Source organism: Rhizobium sp. S163, assembly GCF_030380805.1.
GTDB lineage: Bacteria > Pseudomonadota > Alphaproteobacteria > Rhizobiales > Rhizobiaceae > Rhizobium.
This window is the reverse complement of record NZ_JAUDSA010000034.1, coordinates 110897-134518: the sequence shown is the minus strand read 5'-3', so window position 1 is coordinate 134518 and position 23622 is coordinate 110897. Positions and strand designations below refer to the sequence as shown.

Below are 23622 nucleotides of genomic sequence, written 5' to 3'. Positions count from 1 at the left end.
CGCGAATCGTCCCGGCGGGTGCCGAGGTGCTGGCGGACCACAGGGGCGAAAACGCCGAACCTTGATAGATAACGGGTTGATTTCCCGCACAAACTCATAATTCCTCGGGGCAAAGGGAGACGAGAATGAACGATCAGCAAACACCCGTCGTCAACGTGAACGCACTCAGCCTCGATCGCTGGAAGCAGGGAGAGCTTTACGAGAGCGCCGACATTTCGTTCGGTGCCATGCTCGGGCTGAAAGGTCTCGGCGTCAGCTATAACGAGGTACCCGCAGGCAAATCGGGCTGTCCCTTCCACAACCATCATGCAGAGGACGAGATGTTCTTCGTGATCGAAGGGACCGGCGAGTATCGTTTCGGAACGGAGCGCTATCCAATCCGCAAGGGCGATGTGCTCGGCGGGCCGGCGGGAGGGCCGGAGACGGCGCACCAGATCATCAACACCGGCGAGACCCCGCTGATCTATCTCGGCATCTCGACAAAGGCTGCAACCGATATCGTCGAATACCCGGACTCGGGCAAGTTTCTCGCGAAGACGCGCCGCGAGGGATCGCCCGACCAGTCGTTTCGCGTCATGGGCCGGGCCGGCGACGATCTCGACTACTGGGATGGCGAGCCTGGGGCCTGACGAACAATGAGATCGCGATGAACGAGATACCGACGATCGAGACCGAGCGGCTGATCCTGCGGCCGCACACAGTTGAGGATTTCGAGGCTTATCACGCGCTCTGGAGCAACGATGCGGTCGTGCGCTTCATCAGCGGGGCAGCATCGACACGGGAGCAGAGTTGGGGACGCATGCTGCGCGTCGCGGGAATGTGGCACCACATGGGCTTCGGCTTCCTCGCCATCGAAGAGAAAGAGAGCGGCCGGTTCGTGGGCGAAGCGGGCTTTCTGGAGATGAAGCGCGACATGCAGCCCGTCAGCACCGAGGGGACGCTGGAAACGGGCTGGGCGTTGATGCCGGAGGTTCAAGGCAAGGGTTATGCGACCGAGGCGCTGCGGGCTTTGATCGGCTGGGCGGAGCATCGCTTTCCGGCACGGCCGATGAGCTGCATCATCGATCCCGACAATGCGGCCTCGCTGCGCCTTGCCGAAAAGCTCGGCTTTGGCGATGCGAGGCGTACGAACTACAATGGCGAGGTTATTCTGCTTTCGCGACCGGGAACTCGGCCAATCTAGCGGCATATCGCGCCATGGTGTCGACCTCGAAATTGACGAAATCGCCGGCCTGGCGCTTGCCCCAGGTCGTGACCTCGAGCGTGTGGCGAATAAGCAGAACGTCGAAGTCGGTGCCATCGACGGCATTGACCGTCAGCGATGTGCCATCGAGCGCGATCGAGCCCTTGGGCGCGACGAACTTTGCCAGATGCTCCGGCGCGCGGATGCGGAAACGGGTGGCATCGCCCTCTTCGGTCACGGAGAGGATCTCGGCCTTGCCGTCGACATGGCCCGAGACGATATGCCCGCCCAATTCGTCGCCGATCTTCAGCGAGCGCTCGAGATTGACGGGGCTGCCCTCTGTCCAGGTGCCGATCGTCGTCAGGCGCAGCGCTTCTTCCCAGGCTTCGACCTCGAACCAGCGACCGTTGCTGCCTTCTTCGGGCAGGCCGGTGACGGTCAGGCAGATGCCGGAATGCGAGATCGAAGCGCCCATGTCGATGGTCGCGGGATCATAGCTGGTCGTGACGCGAAGCTTGATACCCTCCTTGAGAGGCGAAACGGATTCGATCGTGCCGACGTCGGTGACAATGCCTGTAAACATCAAACTTCTCTTTCGTATTCGTCCAGGCTGTCGTCGCCAACTCTGCGCGTGCCCACATGCTTGAAATCGGATGGAATATCGGTTTTGCGGATCGGCGTTTCAATACCGCCTTGCCCAATCGTGCCCGGTCCTTGGTAGAGCAGTATGCGGTCGACATAGCCGGCCTCAAGGAAAAGCCGCGCCGTCTTGGCGCCGCCTTCGACCAGCAGCGAGGAAATGCCGCGGGAGGCGAGTGCCGGGAGAAGCTGCTCCGGGTGGTAGGGGTGGCAGTAGACGACTTCGACGCCAGCGGATTCGAGGGATTGGCGGCGGGATTCGAGTTGGGCGGTGGTTTCGTTGGCGTCGGCGGTCGGGATACCCCCCTCTGCCCTGCCGGGCATCTCCCCCACAGGTGGGGAGATTGGCTGGGTGGAGCCGCTCGCTTCAACATCGACTTTCTGGCCGGACGGCTGCAGCGAGTCGATCTCCCCCCTTGTGGGGGAGATGTCCGGCAGGACAGAGGGGGGTAAATCTTGCTCCCACGCCTCTGAAACCTCCTCACGCCCCACCACGATGACCGGCACCTGCCGCACCGTCCGCACCAGCTTCGACGTCAACGGCAGCTCCAGCAAGGGATCAAGCACAACACGCACCGGCGAGCGCCCCTCAAGCCCCGGAATACGCACCGTCAGTTCCGGATCATCCGCAACGGCGGTGCCGATACCGACCAGTATCGCATCCGTCTCGGCGCGCAGCTGCTGCACCTCGGCGCGAGCCGCCGGACCGGTGATGGCGATCTGGCCCGCGCCCATGCGGCCGATCATGCCGTCTTGAGAAACGGCAAGCTTCAGAATCACATAGGGGCGGTTCTTCGTCTGGCGGGTGAGATAGGCGGCGAGCGAGTGGCGGCCCTCTTCTTCCAGCAACCCGGTCTCGACCGTGATGCCGGCGTCGCGGAGCATGGATATGCCCCTGCCCGACACGCGCTCATCGGGATCGGTGACGCTGATGACGACGCGGGACACGCCGGATGCGATCAGCGCATCGGCGCAGGGCGGCGTCCTGCCGTGGTGGGAGCATGGCTCGAGCGTCACATAGGCGGTGGCGCCGCTGGCGAGTTCACCTGCCTCGGCCAAGGCCTGAGGTTCGGCATGCGGACGGCCGCCGACAGCGGTCGTGCCGCGGCCGACTATCTTGCCGTCGCGCACGACGACGCAACCGACGGAGGGGTTTGTGGATGTCTGGCCGAGATGGAGGAGACCCAGGCGGATCGCCTCCTGCATGAATTGCGCGTCGTCTGGCGAGGCGCTCATCGCTCAGCTATCCAAGGGATCGCGAGCGATCTTGGCGTTGATCTCCGAGATCACCTTCTCGAAATCCTCGGCGTGAGAGAAGTCGCGGTAGACCGATGCGTAGCGCACGAAGCCGACGTCATCGAGGCTCTTCAACGCTTCGAGAACCTGCAGGCCGATCTGCTCCGAGCTGATCTCGACTTCGCCGGAGCTTTCCAGTCGCCGGACGATGCCGGAGACCGCGCGCTCTATGCGGTCGCGGTCGACGGGGCGCTTGCGCAGTGCGATCTCGAAGGAACGCACCAGCTTGTCGCGATCGAAAGGCACCTTGCGGCCGGTCTTCTTCGAGACCATGAGCTCGCGCAGCTGCACGCGTTCGAAGGTCGTGAAACGACCGCCGCAATCAGGACAGATACGCCTGCGGCGGATGGACGTATTGTCCTCCGCCGGGCGTGAATCCTTTACCTGTGTGTCTTCCGATCCGCAGAATGGGCAGCGCATGCGCTATCCTTAGCCGATGTAGTCGTACATTGGGAAGCGGCCGGTGAGGTTCATCACCTTGTCGCGTACGGCTGCTTCGACGCTGGCATTGCCCTCGTCGGAGTTGGCGGCCTTCAGGCCATCGAGAACCTCGACGATGAGATTGCCGATTTCCTTGAATTCCGCTTCCTTGAAGCCGCGCGTCGTGCCGGCAGGCGCGCCGAGGCGCACGCCAGAGGTGACGAAGGGCTTTTCAGGGTCGAACGGGATACCGTTCTTGTTGCAGGTGATGTAGGCGCGGCCGAGCGCGGCTTCCGCGCGCTTGCCCGTGGCGTTCTTCTTGCGAAGGTCGACCAGCATCAGGTGGTTGTCGGTGCCGCCGGAGACGACGTCGAGGCCGCCTGCGATCAGCGTATCCGACAGCGCCTTGGCGTTCTTGACGACCTGAGCCGCGTAGTCCTTGAACTCGGGCTGCAGCGCTTCGCCGAAGGCAACGGCCTTGGCGGCGATGATGTGCATGAGCGGACCGCCCTGGAGGCCCGGGAAGACGGACGAGTTGAACTTCTTCGCCAGATCTTCGTCGTTGGTCAGGATGACGCCACCGCGCGGGCCGCGCAGCGACTTGTGGGTCGTGGTGGTCGCGACATGGCAGTGCGGGAACGGCGACGGATGCTGGCCACCGGCAACGAGACCGGCGATGTGAGCCATGTCGACCATCAGATAGGCGCCGACTTCATCGGCGATCTCGCGGAAGCGCTTCCAATCCCAGATACGGGAATAAGCGGTGCCGCCGGCGATGATGAGCTTCGGCTTGTGGGTACGGGCCTTCTCGGCAACGTCGTCCATGTCGAGCAGGTTGTCGCCTTCGCGAACACCGTAGGAGACGACGTTGAACCACTTGCCGGACATGTTGACCGGCGAACCGTGGGTCAGGTGACCGCCCGAATTCAGGTCCAGGCCCATGAAGGTATCGCCCGGCTGCAACAGCGCGAGGAAGACGGCCTGGTTCATTTGGCTACCGGAGTTCGGCTGGACGTTGGCGAAGTTTACGCCGAACAGCTTCTTGGCGCGTTCGATCGCGAGTTCTTCCGCGATATCGACGAACTGGCAGCCGCCATAGTAGCGCTTGCCCGGATATCCCTCGGCGTACTTGTTGGTCATGATGGAGCCCTGGGCTTCCAGAACCGCGCGGGAAACGATGTTTTCCGAAGCGATCAACTCGATCTCATGACGCTGGCGACCGAGTTCCTTTTGGATCGAACCGAAGATTTCCGGATCGGTATCGGCAAGCGAGCGATTGAAGAAGGTCTGGGTAGAAGCATTGGTCATCGGCGGGCTCCTCAACTGGAATGCGCTAGGCTATTAGCGCCCTGCCCCGCCAAGGGCAATACGGAGAGCGACATTTGCTGGGCAATCCACGCGCAACAAAAAACCGCGCCATGAAAGACGCGGTTTTTTGTAACTCAAACGCAGCTTGCGGCTCTTACTGAACCGGCTGCTCCATGCCCGCGGTCGTGTCGAGCGCGAGTTCGGCATTGCCGTCCATCTGGTAGATGTCGTCGCGGAACTGCACGATACCGTCAGGCATGCCCCAGGCGGAGATGTAGACGAAGTATACAGGCACTTCCTCGGCCAGCTTGATCGGCGTGTTGACGCGGGTGGTGATCACCTGCTCCATCTGCTGGCGAGACCACGGAGGCGTGTCGCGCAGCAGCCAGGTGGTCAGGTCGCGAACGTTCTGAACGCGCACGCAGCCCGACGATTCGAAGCGCATGAGCTTGTTGAACAGGCCCTGCTGCGGCGTGTCGTGCATGTACTCGCCGTTCTTGTTGTAGAAGTTGATCTTCGTCGAGGCCATGGCGTTGATCTTGCCCGGGTCCTGGCGGAACATCAGGTTCGGCGCCTTTTCGGCATTCCAGTCGATCGTCTCAGGGGCCACTTCCGTGCCCTTGCCGTCGATCAGACGAATGTTGTTCTTCGTGAGATAAGTCGGGTCCTTACGCATCAGCGGCACGATGTCCTTTTCGACGATCGAGCGCGGCGCGGTCCAGTAAGGATTGAGGATGACCTCGTAGATTTTCGAGTTGACCAGGTGTGTCGGGCGGCTGAGACGGCCGACAACGGCGTTGTGACGCGTGACGACGCTGCCGTCCTCGATGCCCTCAACATAAGCGGCCGGGATGTTGACCATCACGTGACGACGGCCGAGTTCTTCCGGGAAGGTCTGCAGGCGGATCAGGTTGGTGTTCAGCTGCTGCAGGCGCACGTCGGCCGGGATGTTCATCGCCTTCAGCGTGAATTCACCGAGCACGCCGTCAGCCGGGAGGCCGTGACGCGCCTGGAAGCGCTTGACCGCGCCATCGACGTAGGAATCGAAGGACGAGGACATGCCGGCTTCCTGCGGCAGGTCGCCGGTGACGAAGAGGCGCTGGCGCAGGGCCTGGACGGACTGATCGGTGACGCCGATCTGCAGGCGCTGCTGGCCCGGATTGACCTGCGGCCAACCGCCTGCGGATGCGATCTGCTGATACTGGGCAATCGCCTGCTGAATGCTGGGGACGGACTGCGGTCCGAGGATCGGGGTGTTCGACACCACGGCGGTTGCCGTACGGGACGCGGCTTTCGCATCGAACTGGTCGTCCCAGTCACCGCGCTCCGGTGCATTGATAAGCGAATCGATCGCCGATTGCGCCAGAGCTGGCGCCGCTACCGAGCTTGCGCCAACGGCTGCGGCCGAAGCAAGAAATGCCCGCCGAGAGAGAGCTTCAGTACCTGTTTTTTTAGACATGCATCCCAACCACAATAATGCCGCCGCTTGAGAGACCGGTGGCTTTGCCCTTCGTCACCGCGAATAACGCAGTCACTACCCATCCGTTGCCACGGCGCACCTCAAATTCTCGCTGCCGGCGATCACATGATCGCGAGCAGGAAAGGCGAGGTTCTCAAAACCCCGGATTCGAAAAGCGCCGATTGCCGTGTATTTCCGCTGCCATGCTAATATGGCCAATTCGTGTCTCCGCCGAAAAGTGCAACTTTCGATAGCGATCGAAGCGAAGAATGAACCAAACCATTGCAAGGTTTCTGCCGGCTAATAGCGGCTAAAAGGCGACTTGAATACAGGGGTTTACCGCTTGAAGCGCGGTTGGCCGGCCATGCGTTGCAAAGATGCCACGTCGGCGCAAACGGCAAAGCCGGACGCGCAGGGAAACGCATCCGGCTTTCTTTGACCTTGGAGGGGTCTTGTTGCTTAGAGACGATACATGATCGAGTCGTTCCAGAAGCGGTCGAGACGGGTCAGCAGCTTGTTCATCTGCGCGAACTCGTCGGTGCCGATGCCGCCGACCTTGTCGATCGATGCCGTGTGGCGCTCATAGAGCTTGGCAACCGTCTCGGCGATTTCCTGGCCGGTTTCCGTCAGGCTGATGCGGACCGAGCGACGGTCGATGCGCGAGCGCTGGTGGTTGATGAAGCCGAGGTCGACGAGCTTCTTGACGTTGTAGGAAACGTTGGAGCCCAGGTAGTAACCGCGAGAGCGAAGTTCGCCGGCGGTCAGTTCCGAGTTGCCGATGTTGAAGAGGAGGAGAGCCTGGATGGCGTTGACGTCGCTGCGACCCTGACGGTCGAATTCGTCCTTGATGACATCCAGAAGACGACGGTGAAGACGTTCAACAAGATGAAGGGATTCCATGTAAAGATCGCGGATACCCAGGTCCTGCTGTTCACGGAAGTTCGATACCGCCTGCGGCTTGATTTTCGTATTCATGGTGACTGCCTCACTGTTTTGTTTGGCGGTGTTGGTTGTCTTCCCGCCTTGAGACAGACCCTATCGAATACAGATAAAATTCTACTTAAACTGCAGGCTTAACAGTGCCTTACCAAAACGCGCTGTTGTATCAGGGTAAATCAACGCTTACCTGCTGCCGGCGCCGGCGCTTCTCCTGCCAGAGCAAAAAGCGGAAAACGGCATAGATAACGGCCACTGCCGCATGCAGGAGAATGATGAGTTTGTTGGCTCCGAAAATCTCCGGAAGAAAGCCATACATTATGATCTGGCCACCGGCCGCGAGCACCCAGATGACAGGTCCCCAGGAGACAGCCAGCCAGAGCCCGAGGGCAGCCACGGGAAACAAAACCGCAAGGCTGGTGCTCGCCACCTTCCACGGCAGGCTCAGAAGATCGAAGCGTCCCGCACCGATCAGCGAGTAGCCGACCAGCATCGCCCAATACTGCAATCCGAACCAGAAACACGAGATCGCGATCATGCGCAGGAACAGGACAAAGAGAACGCCGGTGAGCGTGCTTTTCGGTATGGTCGGAGAATCAGCGTTCATGGGTCAGACAATAAGAGTGCTGCGGCGTCTTCGCCAGCGGTTGATCGCAAGCTGTTGATTGGTTGCGGCCATTCGCCCGGTTTGGATTTGTCGGATGGCATGATAATGAGCGCAGCAACAATTGGAACTGCCAAGAGCTGGAACGATCATGCAGGACAAGACACACCTCGTCGATGAAATCACGGGCCACCGCCGGATGCGGCGCAACCGCAAGGCCGACTGGACGCGCCGGATGGTGCAGGAAAACCGGCTGACGGTCGACGATCTGATCTGGCCGGTCTTCGTGGTTCCGGGCTCCGGCATCGTCGAGCCGATCCCCGCCATGCCTGGCGTCAACCGCATGAGCGTCGACAAGCTGGTGGAAGCCACCAAGGAAGCGGCCGATCTCGGCATCCCCGCTATCGCGACCTTCCCTAACATAGAGATGTCGCTGCGCGACGAGACCGGCTCCAACAGCCTGGAAGCGAACAATCTGATCAACCAGGCGACGGCCGCCATCAAGAAGGCCGTGGCGAATATCGGCGTCATTACCGACGTGGCGCTCGATCCGTTCACCAGCCATGGCCATGATGGCATCCTGCGCGGTAACGAAATCGTCAATGACGAGACGGTCGAGCAGGTGGCGCGCGCGGCCGTGATGCAGGCCGACGCCGGCTCCGACATCATCTCGCCGTCCGAAATGATGGACGGTCGCATCGGCGCCATCCGCCGGGCACTCGACGCCGCCGGGCACCAGGATGTCGGGATCATGAGCTACGCGACGAAGTTCGCCTCCGCCTTCTATGGCCCCTACCGCGAGGCGATCTCTACCGGCGGGCTGCTGAAGGGCGACAAGAAGAGCTACTATATCGACCCGGCCAACGGCACGGAGGCGATCCGCGACGCGGCACTCGACGTCGAGGAAGGCGCCGACATGCTGATGGTCAAGCCCGGCCTGCCCTATATCGACATCTGCTGGCGGATGAAGGAAGCCTTCGGTCTTCCGACCTTCGCCTATCAGGTATCGGGCGAATATTCGCAGATCAAGGCGGCGGCGATGAACGGCTGGATCGACGGCGAAAAGGCGATGCTCGAGACCCTGCTCGCCTTCAAGCGCGCCGGCTGCGATGGCATCCTCACCTACTTCTCCATCGAAGTCGCCAAGATTCTCGCCAAGCGCTGATCGCTTCGCGCCAATATTGCATTCGGGGCGAGCGTCACCATATCAGCGGTAGCCACTCTCGAAAGGAGATCGTAACGATGTCGCTCAACCCGAACCCGCTTTATGCCGCACCTGACGATTGGCGCGCCTATAGCGGTACGCTGAGCCGGCGCGTTTTTGCGTTCATCCTCGACTATGTGATCGTCCTGCTGCTCTGCATTCCGGCGGCGGTGATCCTGTTCTTCCTGTCGATCGTCACGCTCGGCCTCGGTTTCTTTCTTTACCCGGCGCTGTTCGTGATCGTCGCGGGCCTCTATTTTGGCTTTACGGTCGGCGGCTCGAGCCAGGCATCGCTTGGCATGCGGGCGATGGGGATTGCGATCGTGCGCGTCGACGGGCGGGAGATGGATTTCCTGACGGCGATCGTTCACCTGGCGCTGTTCTGGATCCTGAACTCGGTTCTGACGCCGCTGATTCTGCTGGTTGGCCTGTTCACCGAACGCAGCCGCCTGCTGCACGATTTTCTCGTCGGCACGGTGACGGTCAGAACCGCCTGAGTTCGCTCAAGCCTCTGAAATAAGCGGATTTCCCCTCCTTTTGAGGGGAAATTTTCGGCCAATATCCGAAAGTATAATCGATCAGAAAGCGCGGCTGACTGCCGCGCTGTTGACGTTTTCTTTTCTTAAGTCATGCTGTCATTTCAGCATGCAACCCAAGGACATCTCCGCAGCAGATGAATACGCAGACCACGCCATCTCCGCAGTTTTATCTGACGGCCCCGGCTGCCTGCCCTTACCTTGCGCATGAGATGGAACGGAAGGTTTTTACGCATCTCGTTGGGCCGCGCGCCGCCGAGATGAATGACATCCTGACGCAAGGCGGATTTCGCCGCTCGCAGAACATCGCCTACCGTCCGGCCTGCGAGGCCTGCCGGGCCTGCGTCTCGGTCCGCATCCTCGCCGACGAGTTCGAGCCGACCAAGTCGATGAAGCGGGTCATTGCCGCCAATTCCGATATCATCTCGACCGAATTTCCGGCGCAGCCATCGAGCGAGCAATATTCGCTGTTTCGCCGCTATCTCGACTATCGCCACCAGCAGGGCGGCATGTCAGACATGACGGTGCTCGACTACTCGATCATGGTCGAGGATACGCACGTCAACACCAAGATCATCGAATATCGCCGGCGTGTCGAGGGATCAGGATTGGAAACGCGGCCAAGTGGCGAGCTGATCGCGGCGGCCTTGACCGACACGATGAGCGACGGGCTCTCGATGGTCTATTCCTACTTCAATCCCGATCTCGACAAGCGCTCGCTCGGCACCTTCATGATCCTCGATCACATCAGACGGACAAAGGCGCTCGGCCTGCCGCATGTCTATCTCGGCTACTGGGTTCAAGGCTCACGGAAAATGGACTACAAGACCCGCTACCAGCCGCAGGAACACCTGACCGCGCGCGGCTGGGAGCGCTTCGATCCCACATCCCTTCCCGAAGGTAGCCAGCCCTAAATGAGTTTCCCTCACCTTTCCGATCATCGGAAGGGCCTGCTGCTGACGGCGATCGGCGGCCTTGCGCTCTCCATGGACATTCCGCTCGTACGCCTCGCCCATGGCGACATGTGGTCGATCGTCGGCATGCGCAGCATCACGACGGTTGCCGTGACGTTGCTGATCCTTTGCGCGATCCGGTGGATGAAGGGAAGCTGGCCGGCGATGGTGCCCGGCAAGCCGGGCCTGCTCGCCGGATTTCTCTACGGGCTATCGACTATAACATTCCTGCTTGCGGTGTTTAACACGACCACCGCTAACGTGGTCTTTATCGTCGCCTTCAATCCGATGTTCGGAGCGCTGCTTTCCTGGCTGTTCCTGAAGGAGCGCCCATCCATATCGACGCTGGTGACGATGGCGGTGATGATTGTCGGCGTCGGCCTGATCGTCGGCGACGGGCTGGCCGGCGGCCACAGCTTCGGTGATGCGATGGCGCTTTTGACGGCGCTGGTGCTTGCTGGCGCGATTACCGTCGGGCGCGCGTCACGTCGCGCCATGGGCTTCGTGCCACTGCTTGCCGCGGCCTTTCCCGCCGCGCTTGGCCTCGCCAACGCCCTGCCGGCAGGTCTCGTGATCGAGCATCCAGCCTGGATCATCTTCAACGGCGCCGTCTTGATGCCGGTGTCGTTCTGGTGTCTTGCCAGCGGGCCACGCTATCTGTGGGCGCCCGAGGTCGGGATGTTCTACCTGCTCGAGACCATTCTGGCGCCGATCTGGATCTGGCTGATTTTCGCGGAAACGCCGCCGGTCATGACGTTGATCGGCGGCTCCATCCTCGTCATCGCGATTATGGCGCACTCGCTTTGGATGGTTCGGAAACAGCCTGCGACGCAACAAGCTCCGGCAGCTTGACCGTGTGAGCCGCATCGAGCTCGCGCTCCAGCCCGTTCAGAACGTGTGTCCAGCCGCGATGGGTCTGCTCTTCGAAGGCTGACCATTCAGCACACATTTCGTGCGACAGCGTCAGGCGCGTGCCCTCGCCCAGCGGCTCGATCTCAACACGGATGCGATCGGCGTTGTGATCGTGTTCGGCGACCGAGAATGAAAACACCATCAGGCGCGGCCGACGCATTTCGAGAAACACGCCATAGTGAACGGCATCGCCGGTCGGCCGTCTGTCGATGACGAGAAAATGGCCGCCGACGCGAGGCTCGATATCGGCGCGGATGACCCGGCCATCATCGGTGGCGAAGAGGAAGCGTTTGGCGATTTCGGGATTGAGCCAGGCGTCGTAAACCTCGCAGGGCGAGGCGTTGTAGGTGTGGCCAACTGAAAGCGTAATGGTCTTGCAGGCGCTCATCAACATTCCTCCGTGATCGGACCTCCATGATCGGACATGCCGCCTTCCACGAAGACGCCATATACGATCATTCCGTCCGCCTTCGGAATGATGTTTGTCCATGTTGTGATTACAGGACAAAACTAGAGGAATTGCCCCGCTCGCCAAGAGCGGGGCGCTGATATATTTCAGCCGGCAAACTTGCCGCTGCGGGGGAAGCCCTTGGGAACCGTGCGGCCGGCGGAAGCGCGGTCGGCAAGCCACTCGGCGAGTTCTTCCTTATTCTTGCTGAACGTCCGGCCGGCGCTGTCTTCCCAGACAAGGCCATCCGCGATCGCAAAGCAGCGAACGTCGGAAATACCGCCATCCTTGTAGCGCTGCAGGCGAACGCCCTTGCCACGCGACATTTCCGGAACCTGATCCAGCGGGAAGACGAGAAGCTTGCGGTTTTCGCCGACGACGGCGACGTGGTCGCCGGATACGGGCACGAGCAGCTTGGTCTCGTCGGGCATGGAGACGTTCATGATCTGCTTGCCCTTGCGGGTATTGGCGACCATGTCTGTCTCCGCGACCACGAAGCCGTTGCCAGCCGTCGAAACGATCATCTGCTTGCGCTGCGGATCGTGGACGAAGGCCGTCAAGACGTCCTGGTCGTTGTCCATGTCGATCATGATACGCAACGGCTCGCCATGGCCGCGGCCACCCGGCAGCTTGTCGCCGCCGAGCGTGAAGGCCTTGCCGCCAGTGGTGATGACAAGGATCTTGTCCGTCGTCTGCGCCGGGAACGCGATCCTCAGCGCATCGCCTTCCTTGAAGGTCAGCGTCGCGGTGTCGGAGATATGGCCCTTCAGCGCGCGGATCCAGCCCTTTTCGGAGACGACGACGGTGATCGGTTCCTTCTCGATCATCGCCTGCTGGATCGCCTGCTCGTCGGCATCAGGCGCTTCGGCGAATTGGGTGCGACGGCGGCCGAGTTCGGTCGCCTTGGCGAACTTCTTCTTCACCTCGCCGATTTCCCAGGCGACGGTCTGCCACTGCTTGTCCTCGGAGGCGAGCAGCGCTTCGATCTCGGCCTTTTCCTTGCTGAGAGCGTCGAACTCGGTGCGGATCTCGAATTCTTCCAGCTTGCGCAAGGAGCGCAGGCGCATGTTGAGGATGGCTTCGACCTGGATCTCGGTCAGCGACCAGCGCGCGACCATCACGGGCTTCGGCTCATCCTCCTCGCGGATGATGCGGATTACCTCATCGATGTTGAGATAAGCGATCAGCAGGCCACCCAGGACTTCCAGGCGACGCTCGATGGCGGCAAGGCGGAAGCGCGAGCGGCGCTGAAGCACGTCGCGACGATGGTCCAGCCATTCCTTCAGGACTTCGTTCAGGGCCATGACGCGCGGAATGCGGCCCATGGAGAGAACGTTCATGTTCAGCGGGAAACGGCTTTCGAGTTCCGTCAGCTTGAACATGGATTCCATGAGGATCGTCGGGTCGACGGTGCGGTTCTTCGGCACCAGCACGACGCGGACATCTTCAGCCGACTCGTCGCGGATGTCTTCCAGCAGCGGCAGCTTGCGGGCGATCAAGAGCTCGGCGATCTTCTCGATCAGGCGCGACTTCTGCACCTGGAACGGAATTTCGGTGATGATGATCTGATAACCGCCGCGGCCGAGATCCTCGGTCTCCCACTTGGCGCGCGTGCGGAAGCCACCGCGGCCGGTCTTGTAGGCGTCGATGATCGTCTGGCGGTCGTCGATGATGATGCCGCCGGTCGGAAAATCCGGGCCCGGAATGAACTGCTCCACCAGCGTCTCGACCGTCGCATCCGGATGCTTGATCAGATGCAGCGCCGCGTCGCACAGTTCATGCGCGTTGTGCGACGGGATCGAGGTCGCCATGCCGACGGCGATGCCCGACGAGCCGTTGGCGAGAAGGTTCGGGAAAGCGCCGGGGAGAACCGTCGGCTCCTGGTCTTCCTCGTTGTAGGTCAGCCGGAAATCGACGGCGTCCTGATCGACACCCTCGAGCAGCAGCCCGGCGACATCGGTCATGCGGGCTTCGGTGTATCGATAGGCAGCAGCGCTGTCGCCATCGATGTTGCCGAAGTTCCCCTGCCCGTCGACGACGGGATAACGCTGCGAGAAATCCTGGGCGAGACGGACCAGCGCATCGTAGACCGACTGGTCGCCGTGCGGGTGGAATTTACCGATGACGTCACCGACGATACGGGCGCATTTCTTGAAGGCCGAGTTCGGGCGGATGCCCATCTCGCTCATCGCGTGGATGATGCGGCGATGGACCGGCTTCAGGCCGTCGCGAACGTCGGGCAGCGCGCGATGCATGATGGTCGACAGCGCGTAGGCGAGATAACGCTCTTCGAGCGCCGCCTTCAGGTCGATCGGAAGAATGCTGTCATCGTCTCCGCCAGAGGGCGGCAAAATCTCTTGTCCCATACCTTCTGACTAACCGAGATGGTTGATGTGAGCAAGGAATCCGGGCATTGCGGCTGTGGATGAAGTCTCCGAACAGAAAGAAAACGACCGCTAAAACCTTTCTGCCCGAATTTGGACTTTGTTTGCTTATCCCTTCAACATAATTTTAGAAAACACGAAATATAAACCGGCACAAATCCACCGTAGATTATGGCCAACCGCCCACCTGGATCTGAGGAACACCCATGACATTTTACCGGACGACACGGCTCATGCTTTCGGGCGTGGCATTCCTTTCTCTCGCAGGCTCCGCTTTCGCGCTCGATGGCCAGGACCTGCTGAAGAAGATCAATGCCGCCTACACGCTGCAGGGCGGCACGCTCGCAGCCGATGGCGTCGATGTCGACGGCAAGACCGTCACGCTGAAGAACGCCAGCTTCAAGCCGAACAATGGCGGCGCTCTGCCGATCGGCGAAATCACGCTCTCGGGCGTCGAAGAAGATGACGACGGTGGCTACTATATCGAGGAAGCAGCCTTCCCCGACATCAACACAACCAATGACGGCGCGACGCTGACCGTCAGCGAACTGACACTCGGCGGCATCTCTGTCCCGGCCGATCCCAAGGGCGAAGGCCTCTCCTCCATGCTGCTTTACGAGAGCGCCCACAGCGGCCCGCTGAAGGTCGTCAAGGATGGCGCCGAAGTGTTCTCGCTCGGCGGCAGCGATGTGAACCTGACGCTGCGCGAAGACGAGTCCGGCTTCGATTTCGACGGCGCCTTCAAGAGCCTCAAGGCTGACCTCAGCAAGGCGGCCGATCCGCAGAGCAAGGAAGCGATCGAGAAGCTGGCGCTGCAGCAGGTCAATGGCGACATCACCATGAAGGGCGCCTGGGACCTAGCACCGGGCACGATCGACGTGTCCGAGTTCGCCTTCGACTTCAGCAATGTCGGCAAGCTCAACCTCGCCTTCAAGGTCAACGGCTATACGCTCGCCTTCGTGAAGTCGCTGCAGGAAGCCGCCCAGCAGGCTGAAGCCAACCAGAACAAGGATCAGGCCCAGCAGGCCTTCGGCCTTGCCATGCTTGGCCTGCTGCAGCAGCTGTCCTTCGAAAGCGCCCAGATCCGCTTCGACGACGCCTCGATCACCAAGCGCGCGCTTGATTACGCCGGCAGCCAGCAGGGCATGTCGGGCAAGCAGATGGCCGACTCGCTGAAGGCGATGGCGCCGATCATGCTGGCGCAGCTGAACATCCCGGAACTGCAGAACGCCGTATCGGCCGCCGTCAACACCTTCCTCGACGACCCGAAGAGCCTGACGGTCAACGCCGCACCGGAAAAGCCCGTGCCGTTCCCGATGATCATGGGCGCCGCCATGGGTGCACCGAACACGCTGCCGCAGGTGCTCGGAGTGAAGGTTTCGGCGAACGACTGATCGCCTTGATGTGAATTCAGGAAGGCCCGGCGCGCATTGCTCGCCGGGTCTTTTTTCATCGTATGCTGTGGCGTTTCAATTCGCTGATCGCGTGATCGGCTGCTGCCATGAGCTCGTCGGCGCCCGCACCGTCACGCGCCTGGACCGACATTCCCTGAACCATGGCGCCGAGAAAACGGGCAAGCGAGCCGGCATCGGTGTCGGCGCGCATATCGCCCTCCTCTACCCCACGCTCGATACGCGCCTGGAACGCGCCGAGCGTCTGCAGCCGCAGGGATGAAACGTGAAAGGCGATGTCCTCGTTTTCCGCCGCGCAGTTCAGCACCGCCGTCGAGATCATGCAGCCCTTGGGGTGTTCGGGTGCCGTGAACAGGAACGCGGAGTTCCGCAGAAAACGCGTGAAAGCCGTTACCGTATCGATCTTTTCCTGCAACGGGTTGCCCGGCTCCTGCCGTGGCATGCGGCGGTACTGATCGAGCGTCTCGCGATAGAGATCAGCCTTTGAGCGGAAGGCCGCGTAGAGGCTTTGAGGGGTAATCCCCATGGACGCCGTCAGGTCGGCGATCGACGAACCATCGTAGCCGTGCTGCCAGAAGACGTCACGCGCCGCCGCGAGAACGACCTCCCTGTCGAAAGCGGGCGGGCGGCCGCGCTTGCGTTGAGCTTCGGGTTTCGAGCTTTCTGTATTTTTCACAACGTTCACTCTGGAATTATCTTGCGATCCATTATATTCAGGAATGATCATTGTGATTATAGAAGGTTTGATCTCATGAGTCTTCCCCCAGACATCAAGATTGATAACGCAGCGGTATCCTTCGGCGCGGGCGTCGATAAGGCGATCGATGCCGCACTTGCCGACAAGCGGCTAGTGGGCGCCGTGGTCCTGATCATGCAAGATGGAAAGCCGGTCTACCGGCGCGCAGCCGGGCTGGCGGACCGGGAGGCCGGACTGGCGATGACGGAGGACACGATCTTCCGCCTTGCCTCGGTCACCAAGCCGATCGTGACGATTGCCGCCATGCGACTGGTCGAACAGGGCCGGATGGGTTTGGACGATCCGATCACACGCTGGCTGCCCGACTTCCGCCCTCGGCTTGCCGATGGCGGGGAAGCGGTCATCCGCCTTCGCCATCTGCTCACCCACACCGCCGGTCTCAGCTACTGCTTCATCGACGAGGATGGCCCCTATACCCGCGCCGGCGTCTCGGACGGCATCGGCGAGCCTGGAATGGCGCTCGCGGAGAACCTGAAGCGCATTGCGAGTGCACCGCTGCGGTTCGCGCCGGGTGAAGGCTGGTGCTACTCTCTGGCGATCGACGTTCTCGGCGGCGTCATCGAGCAGGAAATGGCCATGTCGCTCGACGATGCGGTCGCGGAACTCGTCACCGGCCCGCTCGGGCTTACAGACACCGCGTTTTCGGTGCGCGACCGGAAGCGATTGGCGGCCGCGTACTTCAACGCCTCGCCCGAGCCGGAGCGGATGGGTCAGGAAGCCGTCATTCCAGCGCTGACGGGCTCAGTGCGGTTTGCGCCGGACCGGATCTTCGACCCTTCCTCCTATCACTCGGGTGGCGCAGGAATGGCGGGCACGGCGGACGATATACTCCGCATTCTCGAAACCATCCGCCAGGGCGGCGGCGCGTTGCTATCTGAGGAAACGGTCGCGACCATGATGACCGACCAAGCCAGCGGTCTGCGGCAGCAGGTAGAGCCCGGCTCGGGCTTCGGCTTCGGCTGGGCCGTGGTGACCGATCCTGATGCCGCGCAGGTTCCGCTGTCTCGCGGCAGCCTGCAATGGGGCGGGGTTTACGGCCACAGCTGGTTTGTGGATCCGACAAAGAAGCTGACGGTGGTCGCGCTCACCAATACGGCGCTGGAGGGCATGTGGGGCCGGTTCACCGTCGACCTCAAACAGGCGATCTACGCGGCTCTCTGACATTGCCCGGAAATGAAAAAAGCCCGACTCGCGCCGGGCTTTTCTCATTCAAGCGATGTCCGCTCAGTCCTTCTTGACCGGCGGCATGACGCGCAGCGACAGTTCCATCAGCTGCTTCGGCGTTGCCTGCGACGGGGCGTTCATCAGGAGGTCCTGCGCCTGCTGGTTCATCGGGAACAGCGTGATTTCGCGCAGGTTCTTCGCGCCGAGCAGCAGCATCACGACACGGTCGATACCGAAGGCGCAGCCGCCGTGCGGAGGCGCGCCGTACTGGAAGGCGCGGTACATGCCGCCGAAGCGCTCCTCGACGTCCGTCTGGCTGAGGCCGACCAGTTCGAAGGCCTTGACCATGGCTTCCGGCGACTGGTTACGGATCGAGCCCGAGGCGATTTCGAAGCCGTTGCAGACGGCGTCGTACTGGTAGGCCTTGAGCGAAAGCGGATCCTGCGTCTGCAGCGCTTTCAGACCACCCTGCGGCATCGAAAAGGGGTTGTGGGCGAAGTCGATCTTCTTGTCTTCCTCACTCCATTCGTAGAACGGGAAGTCGATGATCCAGCACAGTTCGAAACGGTCGCGATCGACAAGGTTCAGGTCTTCACCCGCCTTGGTGCGCGCTTCGCCCGCGAACTTGTAGAACTTCGCCGGTTCGCCGGCGACGAAGAAGGCGGCGTCGCCTGCTTCAAGGCCGAGCTGGACGCGGAGCGCTTCCGTGCGCTCTTCGCCGATGTTCTTGGCAAGCGGACCGGAGCCGCCGACCTTACCGTCCTCTTCCTTCCAGAAGATGTAGCCGAGGCCCGGCTGGCCAAGCGACTGCGCCCAGGCGTTCATGCGGTCGCAGAATGCTCTGGAGCCGCCCGTCTTGGCCGGGATCGCCCAGACTTCGACCTTCGGGTTCGAGGCGATCATGCCGGCGAAGACCTTGAAGCCGGAGCCTGCGAAGTGCTCGGTGACGGCCTGCATCTCGATCGGGTTGCGCAGGTCGGGCTTGTCGGAACCGTACTTGCGGATCGCGACGTCATAGGGGATGCGCGGCCATTCCTTGGTGACCGGCTTGCCTTCGGCGAACTGCTCGAAGACGGAGGTCATGATCGGGGCCATCGTGTCCCAGACGTCTTCCTGGGTGACGAAGCTCATTTCCAGGTCGAGCTGGTAGAATTCGCCCGGCAGGCGGTCGGCGCGCGGGTCTTCATCGCGGAAGCACGGCGCGATCTGGAAGTAGCGGTCGAAACCGGCCACCATCAGGAGCTGCTTGTACTGCTGCGGCGCCTGCGGCAGGGCGAAGAACTGGCCGGGGTGGATACGTGACGGCACGAGGAAGTCGCGCGCGCCTTCCGGCGAGGACGCCGTCAGGATCGGAGTCGTGTATTCGCCGAAGCCGGCCGACGTCATGCGGTTGCGGATGTCGGAAATGATCTGGCTGCGCTTGACGATGTTCTTGTGCAGCGTCTCGCGGCGCAGGTCGAGGAAGCGGTACTTGAGGCGGATGTCCTCAGGATAATCCGGCTCGCCGAAGACCGGCAGCGGCAGTTCCTTGGCTTCGGAAAGGACTTCGATCTCCTGAGCGTAGAGTTCGATCTCGCCGGTCGCCATGTTCTTGTTGACGGTGTCTTCCGAGCGCGCCTTGACGACGCCGTCGATGCGGATGACCCACTCGCCGCGGACGGTCTCGGCGATCTTGAAGGCCGGGCTATCCGGGTCGGCGACGACCTGGGTCATGCCGTAATGGTCACGAAGGTCGATGAAGAGAACGCCGCCATGGTCACGAACGCGGTGGACCCAGCCGGAAATCCGGACATTGGCGCCGACATCCGACTTGCGGAGGGCTGCACATGTGTGGCTGCGGTAACGATGCATCATCTCAATTTCCAGTATTTGGCTTGAAGACGGCAGCAGGGGCTTCAAAAGCTCTCTCGCGCCGACAAGAAAATCGGGCGGAAAAGCGCATGGACGGCCTGATTTGTCAAGACTTGGCACGGCTCAGGCGTGCTTTGCGCGCGGTTTTCGACGCGGCTGCAACCTTATCATATGCCAAGCTCTGCGGCAGTTTGGCTACACGAGGCATATTGCTGAAGGTCGTGGTCAACTTTAAAGAGGATGCATCATTCTTCTCCGGAGTTCCGCCATGTCCCTCCTCACCCGCCGCAACCTTCTGAAGGCTTCCGCCGTCGCCGGCGCTTACGGGGTGGGCATCGGCATCGCGGGTAAGTTCGGCATGGCGGAGGCGGCACCCGAGCCGCAGGTGCTGAAAGCACTGAAGACACAGGCGACGCTGACCGATGCCGGTGTGACCAAGAACATCATGACGTGGGGTGCTGTGGGGGGTGACGCGCAGGGCGGTGCGGGAATGCCGCCAGTGCTGCGCATGACCAAGGGCAAGCCCTATGCGGCGCGGCTGACCAACACGCTCGACGAACCCACCACCATTCACTGGCACGGCCTGCGCATTCCCAACAAGATGGACGGCGTGCCGTTCATGACGCAGCCCTACGTCTATACCGGCGACAGCTTCGACTATGCCTTCACGCCGCCCGATGCCGGCACCTTCTGGTATCATCCGCACTGCAACACGCTTGCACAGATGGGTCAGGGCATGACCGGCGTGATCGTGGTCGAGGATGCGGCCGACCCGACATTCGATTCCGAAGTGGTGCTCAACCTGCGCGACTGGCGCCTTGGCGGCGATGGCCAGTTCATTGCGGCGTTCCGGCCGCGCGATGCGGCGAAGACTGGCACCTATGGCACGGTGCGCACCGCGAACTGGCACCAGGAACCGCAATACGATGCGCCGGCCGGCGGACTGATCCGCCTGCGCATCGCCGTCACCGACGTAACACGCATCTTCTCGCTGAAGATGGAGGGCGCCGAAGCGACCGTGATCGCGATCGACGGCAATCCCGTTCCGAAGCGCTTCCCGCTCGACCTGCTGCTGATCGGCCCGGGCCAGCGGCTCGATCTCGCCGTTCGCATGCCAGATTCCGAAGGCGCGGTTGCGACGCTGGAGGACATTCGCGGCACCACACCGAAAACGATCGCCAAGCTGCGTTCGGTGGGCACCTCCCTGAAGCGAAATGTCGGCGATCTTGCAGCGCTCGCGGAGAACCCAGTCGCCAAGGCCGACCTCTCCACGGCGGAAAAGATCTCGGTCGTGCTCAGCGCCACGGCCGAGAATGCGCCCGTCGACAGCATCTGCGGCACGCTGGGCTACAGCTTCTGGGCCATCAACAAGGTGCCGTGGCCGGGCGACACGAGCGACCCGACAGCACCGCTTTCGGAACTGAAGCTCGGCAAGAGCTATATCCTGCAGCTGGAGAACGTGACGCCGCATACGCATCCGATCCACCTGCACGGGATGAGCTTCACGGTGCTCTCATCGTCCACGCGCGAGGTCATACCGCTCGTCACCGACACCTATCTGGTGCAGCCGGACGAGAAGGTGCAGCTTGCCTTCGTGGCCGACAATCTCGGCGATTGGCTGTTGCATTGCCACATCATCGAGCATCAGAAGACCGGCATGACGAGTTATGTCAGGGTTGTTTGACCACTCTTTGCCGGTAGCGGTTGACATATTGGGCCGAAAGGAGAAGGAAAGGTTCAACTATGTCTATCCTGCGAATGAATTGAGATGATTGAAACAACCGCCGATTTGGAGGCGGCCTGCATCGAGCTGGCCAAGTCAGAATTCATTACTATCGACACCGAGTTTCTGCGAGAGACGACGTTCTGGCCGGAGCTTTGCTTGATCCAGATGGCGAGCCCGACGACGGAAGTGCTTGTCGATCCGCTGGCCAAGGGTCTCGACATGAAACCCTTCTTCGAGCTGATGGCTAATGCCAGCGTGCTGAAGGTGTTTCACGCCGCGCGCCAGGACATCGAAATCATCTACAATCGGGGCGGCCTCATTCCGCATCCGATCTTCGACACGCAGGTCGCGGCGATGGTTTGCGGCTTCGGCGATTCCGTCTCCTACGACCAGTTGGTCAGCCGCACAAAGGGCGTGCAGATCGACAAGTCCTCGCGCTTCACCGACTGGAGCCGCCGTCCGCTTTCCGAAAAGCAGCTCGACTATGCGCTGGCCGACGTGACGCATCTGCGCGACGTCTACCTCTATCTCAAGGCAGAGCTCGAGCGCGAAGGCCGCTCCTTGTGGCTCTCCGAGGAGATGGATGTGCTCGAGGCGAAAGAGACCTACGACATTCATCCCGACGACGCCTGGCAGCGCCTGAAGATGCGCCTGCGCAAGCCGCAGGAGCTTGCCGTGCTGAAATACGTGGCCGCGTGGCGCGAGCGTGAAGCACGCAGCCGCAACGTGCCGCGTTCGCGCGTCATCAAGGACGACGCGATTTACGAGATCGCCCAGCAGCAGCCGAAGGACGCCGAAGCGCTCGGTCGTCTGCGCACCATCCCCAAGGGTTGGGAACGGTCGTCCGCTGGTGCCGCCGTCGTCGAGGCGGTGAATACGGCTCTCGCGCTGCCGAAGGCCGAGATGCCGCATGCGCCGAGACAGACCCAGGCGCCGGAGGGGGCCGCGGCCGCAGCCGAGCTCTTGAAGGTGCTGTTGAAGCTGATCTCGGAAAAGCACGGCGTCGCGCCCAAGGTGATCGCCAACAGCGAGGATCTGGACAAGATCGCCGCGGAGGGTGAGAACGCCGATGTGGGCGCGTTGCGCGGCTGGCGCCGCGAGCTGTTCGGCGATCCCGCTTTGCAGCTGATCAAGGGCGACGTCGCGTTGCGCTTCGTCGGCAAGAAGGTCGAGACGGTCGCTCTGTAAGTCGCGACGCAAATTTTGCGTCGCCTCGCTTCAGGCCATAACTGCGCCCAATCATTCAGCTAAATCTTTTCGGGAGGGACTTCCAGTCCCCTTCCGAAAGGGCTTACGCGCGCCTACATTGCTTCAGACGCACGCTGGCCAAGGCTGAACGAAAAGACCCTTATGAGAGAAGTATCTCCAGTCCAGAACTGGCTTCTGATCATGCTCGTCATGGCGGGAAGCGGCGTGCTCTATAGCGTGATGTTCTTCCAGGACAGCCGCCCGCTCGTCGGCGCCGTCTTCGCGCTTTGCATGGGCATGCCGATCATCGCCTTCGAGCGAAAAGTGATTTTTCGCGGACTGCGCAACCGGGTCGAGGCGCTGCCGACGCTCACCTTCTTCCTCGCCGAGCTTTTCATCTACGAAGTGCTGATGAGCATCGGTTTCGCAGCCGCAGGCCTCTCTTTGTGGGGAACGGGCATCGTCATCCCCCATTCCTGGGTCGACATGGTGGTGCTGCCGTTCAACGCTTTTCTTTACGCGCTTGCCGTCTGCTCGCTGATGATCTTCGTTCTCAGAGTTCGCGAGTTGCTGGGCCGTGAGGTGTTCACCAGCATGCTCATCAGCCGCTACCGCAAGCCGGTCAGCGAAGAGCGGGTGTTTCTCTTCATCGACCTCGTCGATTCGACGACCTTCGCTGAGAAGCATGGCGATCTGCGCGCGCAGCAGATGCTGAGCTCGCTGTTTGCTGCCTTTGCCGAGCCGGTGCGCAAGTACAAGGGAACGATTGTCGATTATGTCGGCGATGCCGCCATCATTACCTGGCCGCTGGACCGCGGCGTCAAATTCGCGCGATGCGTTAACTGTATCTTCGACATCATCAATGCGATCGAGGCGGATGCCGAGAGCTGGCTGACGACCTATGGGCAAGTGCCGAGGCTGCGCGCGGCGCTGCATGGCGGAAGCATCATCACCGCGGAAATCGGCGTCGACCATCACAAAATCACCTATTTCGGCGACACCATCAACACGGCATCGCGGCTTGAATCGCTCTGCAAGACGCTGAATCGCTCGGTGCTGATCTCGACCGACCTCGCCCAGCGGATCCAGCTGCCGACCAAGGTTGTGGCGGAGGATCTCGGCCAGCACGCGGTCAAGGGACGCGGACAGAGCCTCGGGGTGATCTCGCTCGTTAAGGCGGACGACCGCATAGCGTCACCAAAGCTTCACGCGGGTGTCAAAGCGCCGACATAAGAGGCCTGC

22 protein-coding genes are annotated in these 23622 nt (G+C 61.5%); 11 read left to right on the top strand and 11 right to left on the bottom strand.

What is annotated here, in order from left to right:
- Positions 1-125: 125 nt before the first annotated feature.
- A complete protein-coding gene (locus QTL96_RS24045; RefSeq protein ID WP_289729484.1) occupies positions 126-629 on the top strand; it encodes a cupin domain-containing protein in 504 nt (167 codons plus the stop codon).
- Between the two features lie 17 nt (positions 630-646).
- A complete protein-coding gene (locus QTL96_RS24040) occupies positions 647-1183 on the top strand; it encodes a GNAT family N-acetyltransferase (protein ID WP_289729483.1) in 537 nt (178 codons plus the stop codon).
- Here the strand turns inward: QTL96_RS24040 and QTL96_RS24035 are convergent.
- From QTL96_RS24035 to QTL96_RS24005, 7 genes are all read right to left on the bottom strand, one after another.
- Positions 1146-1766, bottom strand: a complete 621-nt coding sequence (locus QTL96_RS24035; RefSeq protein WP_289729482.1) for a riboflavin synthase — start codon at positions 1764-1766, stop codon at positions 1146-1148. The two genes, QTL96_RS24040 and QTL96_RS24035, sit on opposite strands and share 38 nt — an antisense overlap.
- Complete coding sequence (gene ribD / locus QTL96_RS24030; RefSeq protein WP_289729481.1) at positions 1766-3058, bottom strand: bifunctional diaminohydroxyphosphoribosylaminopyrimidine deaminase/5-amino-6-(5-phosphoribosylamino)uracil reductase RibD; 1293 nt, start codon at positions 3056-3058, stop codon at positions 1766-1768. Before ribD ends, QTL96_RS24035 begins: the two co-directional genes overlap by 1 nt.
- A gap of 3 nt (positions 3059-3061) precedes the next feature.
- Positions 3062-3538 carry a transcriptional regulator NrdR gene (nrdR, locus tag QTL96_RS24025; RefSeq protein ID WP_047513200.1) on the bottom strand — a complete coding sequence of 159 codons (477 nt, stop codon included), beginning with the start codon at positions 3536-3538 and terminating at the stop codon, positions 3062-3064.
- A gap of 9 nt (positions 3539-3547) precedes the next feature.
- Positions 3548-4846 carry a serine hydroxymethyltransferase gene (gene glyA, locus QTL96_RS24020; protein WP_289729480.1) on the bottom strand — a complete coding sequence of 433 codons (1299 nt, stop codon included), beginning with the start codon at positions 4844-4846 and terminating at the stop codon, positions 3548-3550.
- Positions 4847-5000: 154 nt separating this feature from the next.
- Positions 5001-6305, bottom strand: a complete 1305-nt coding sequence (locus tag QTL96_RS24015) for a L,D-transpeptidase family protein (RefSeq protein WP_112973538.1) — start codon at positions 6303-6305, stop codon at positions 5001-5003.
- A 459-nt stretch (positions 6306-6764) separates the two neighbouring features.
- On the bottom strand, positions 6765-7280 hold the full coding sequence (locus tag QTL96_RS24010; protein WP_018898693.1) for a MarR family winged helix-turn-helix transcriptional regulator: 516 nt from the start codon (positions 7278-7280) through the stop codon (positions 6765-6767).
- 130 nt (positions 7281-7410) lie between these two features.
- On the bottom strand, positions 7411-7848 hold the full coding sequence (locus tag QTL96_RS24005) for a DUF6163 family protein (RefSeq protein ID WP_289729479.1): 438 nt from the start codon (positions 7846-7848) through the stop codon (positions 7411-7413).
- Between the two features lie 148 nt (positions 7849-7996).
- Here QTL96_RS24005 and hemB point away from each other — a divergent pair, with 148 nt between their 5' ends.
- The 4 genes from hemB (at position 7997) to QTL96_RS23985 (ending at position 11390) form a co-directional block, all read left to right on the top strand.
- Complete coding sequence (gene hemB / locus QTL96_RS24000) at positions 7997-9010, top strand: porphobilinogen synthase (protein ID WP_289729478.1); 1014 nt, start codon at positions 7997-7999, stop codon at positions 9008-9010.
- A gap of 77 nt (positions 9011-9087) precedes the next feature.
- Entirely contained in the window at positions 9088-9546 is a 459-nt protein-coding gene (locus QTL96_RS23995; protein WP_112941282.1) for an RDD family protein, read from the top strand.
- Between the two features lie 176 nt (positions 9547-9722).
- A complete protein-coding gene (locus QTL96_RS23990) occupies positions 9723-10499 on the top strand; it encodes an arginyltransferase (RefSeq protein WP_289729477.1) in 777 nt (258 codons plus the stop codon).
- Positions 10500-11390 carry a DMT family transporter gene (locus QTL96_RS23985; RefSeq protein WP_289729476.1) on the top strand — a complete coding sequence of 297 codons (891 nt, stop codon included), beginning with the start codon at positions 10500-10502 and terminating at the stop codon, positions 11388-11390. It abuts the gene before it with no gap.
- Here the strand turns inward: QTL96_RS23985 and QTL96_RS23980 are convergent.
- Complete coding sequence (locus QTL96_RS23980; RefSeq protein WP_047513216.1) at positions 11326-11838, bottom strand: SRPBCC domain-containing protein; 513 nt, start codon at positions 11836-11838, stop codon at positions 11326-11328. The genes QTL96_RS23985 and QTL96_RS23980 overlap by 65 nt on opposite strands.
- Positions 11839-12005: 167 nt before the next feature.
- Positions 12006-14264: a DNA topoisomerase IV subunit A gene (gene parC / locus QTL96_RS23975; RefSeq protein WP_113008505.1), complete on the bottom strand. Its 2259-nt coding sequence runs from the start codon at positions 14262-14264 to the stop codon at positions 12006-12008.
- 224 nt (positions 14265-14488) lie between these two features.
- On the opposite strand from parC, the gene QTL96_RS23970 reads away from it, so the two are divergent.
- The gene (locus tag QTL96_RS23970) at positions 14489-15676 is read left to right on the top strand and encodes a hypothetical protein (RefSeq protein WP_113196827.1); all 1188 of its coding nucleotides are present in this window, start codon (positions 14489-14491) and stop codon (positions 15674-15676) included.
- Between the two features lie 55 nt (positions 15677-15731).
- Here the strand turns inward: QTL96_RS23970 and QTL96_RS23965 are convergent, their stop codons facing one another.
- Positions 15732-16370, bottom strand: a complete 639-nt coding sequence (locus tag QTL96_RS23965; protein WP_289729475.1) for a TetR/AcrR family transcriptional regulator — start codon at positions 16368-16370, stop codon at positions 15732-15734.
- A 75-nt stretch (positions 16371-16445) separates the two neighbouring features.
- Here QTL96_RS23965 and QTL96_RS23960 point away from each other — a divergent pair, with 75 nt between their 5' ends.
- The gene (locus QTL96_RS23960) at positions 16446-17612 is read left to right on the top strand and encodes a serine hydrolase domain-containing protein (RefSeq protein WP_289729474.1); all 1167 of its coding nucleotides are present in this window, start codon (positions 16446-16448) and stop codon (positions 17610-17612) included.
- Positions 17613-17675: 63 nt separating this feature from the next.
- Here the strand turns inward: QTL96_RS23960 and aspS are convergent, their stop codons facing one another.
- Positions 17676-19466: an aspartate--tRNA ligase gene (aspS, locus tag QTL96_RS23955; RefSeq protein WP_289729506.1), complete on the bottom strand. Its 1791-nt coding sequence runs from the start codon at positions 19464-19466 to the stop codon at positions 17676-17678.
- 268 nt (positions 19467-19734) lie between these two features.
- On the opposite strand from aspS, the gene QTL96_RS23950 reads away from it, so the two are divergent.
- From QTL96_RS23950 to QTL96_RS23940, 3 genes are all read left to right on the top strand, one after another.
- Positions 19735-21150, top strand: a complete 1416-nt coding sequence (locus tag QTL96_RS23950; RefSeq protein ID WP_289729473.1) for a multicopper oxidase family protein — start codon at positions 19735-19737, stop codon at positions 21148-21150.
- A gap of 84 nt (positions 21151-21234) precedes the next feature.
- A complete protein-coding gene (rnd, locus tag QTL96_RS23945; RefSeq protein WP_289729472.1) occupies positions 21235-22380 on the top strand; it encodes a ribonuclease D in 1146 nt (381 codons plus the stop codon).
- Positions 22381-22542: 162 nt separating this feature from the next.
- Positions 22543-23613, top strand: coding sequence for an adenylate/guanylate cyclase domain-containing protein (locus QTL96_RS23940; RefSeq protein ID WP_289729471.1), 1071 nt, complete (start codon positions 22543-22545; stop codon positions 23611-23613).
- The last annotated feature ends 9 nt before the right edge of the window (positions 23614-23622 follow it).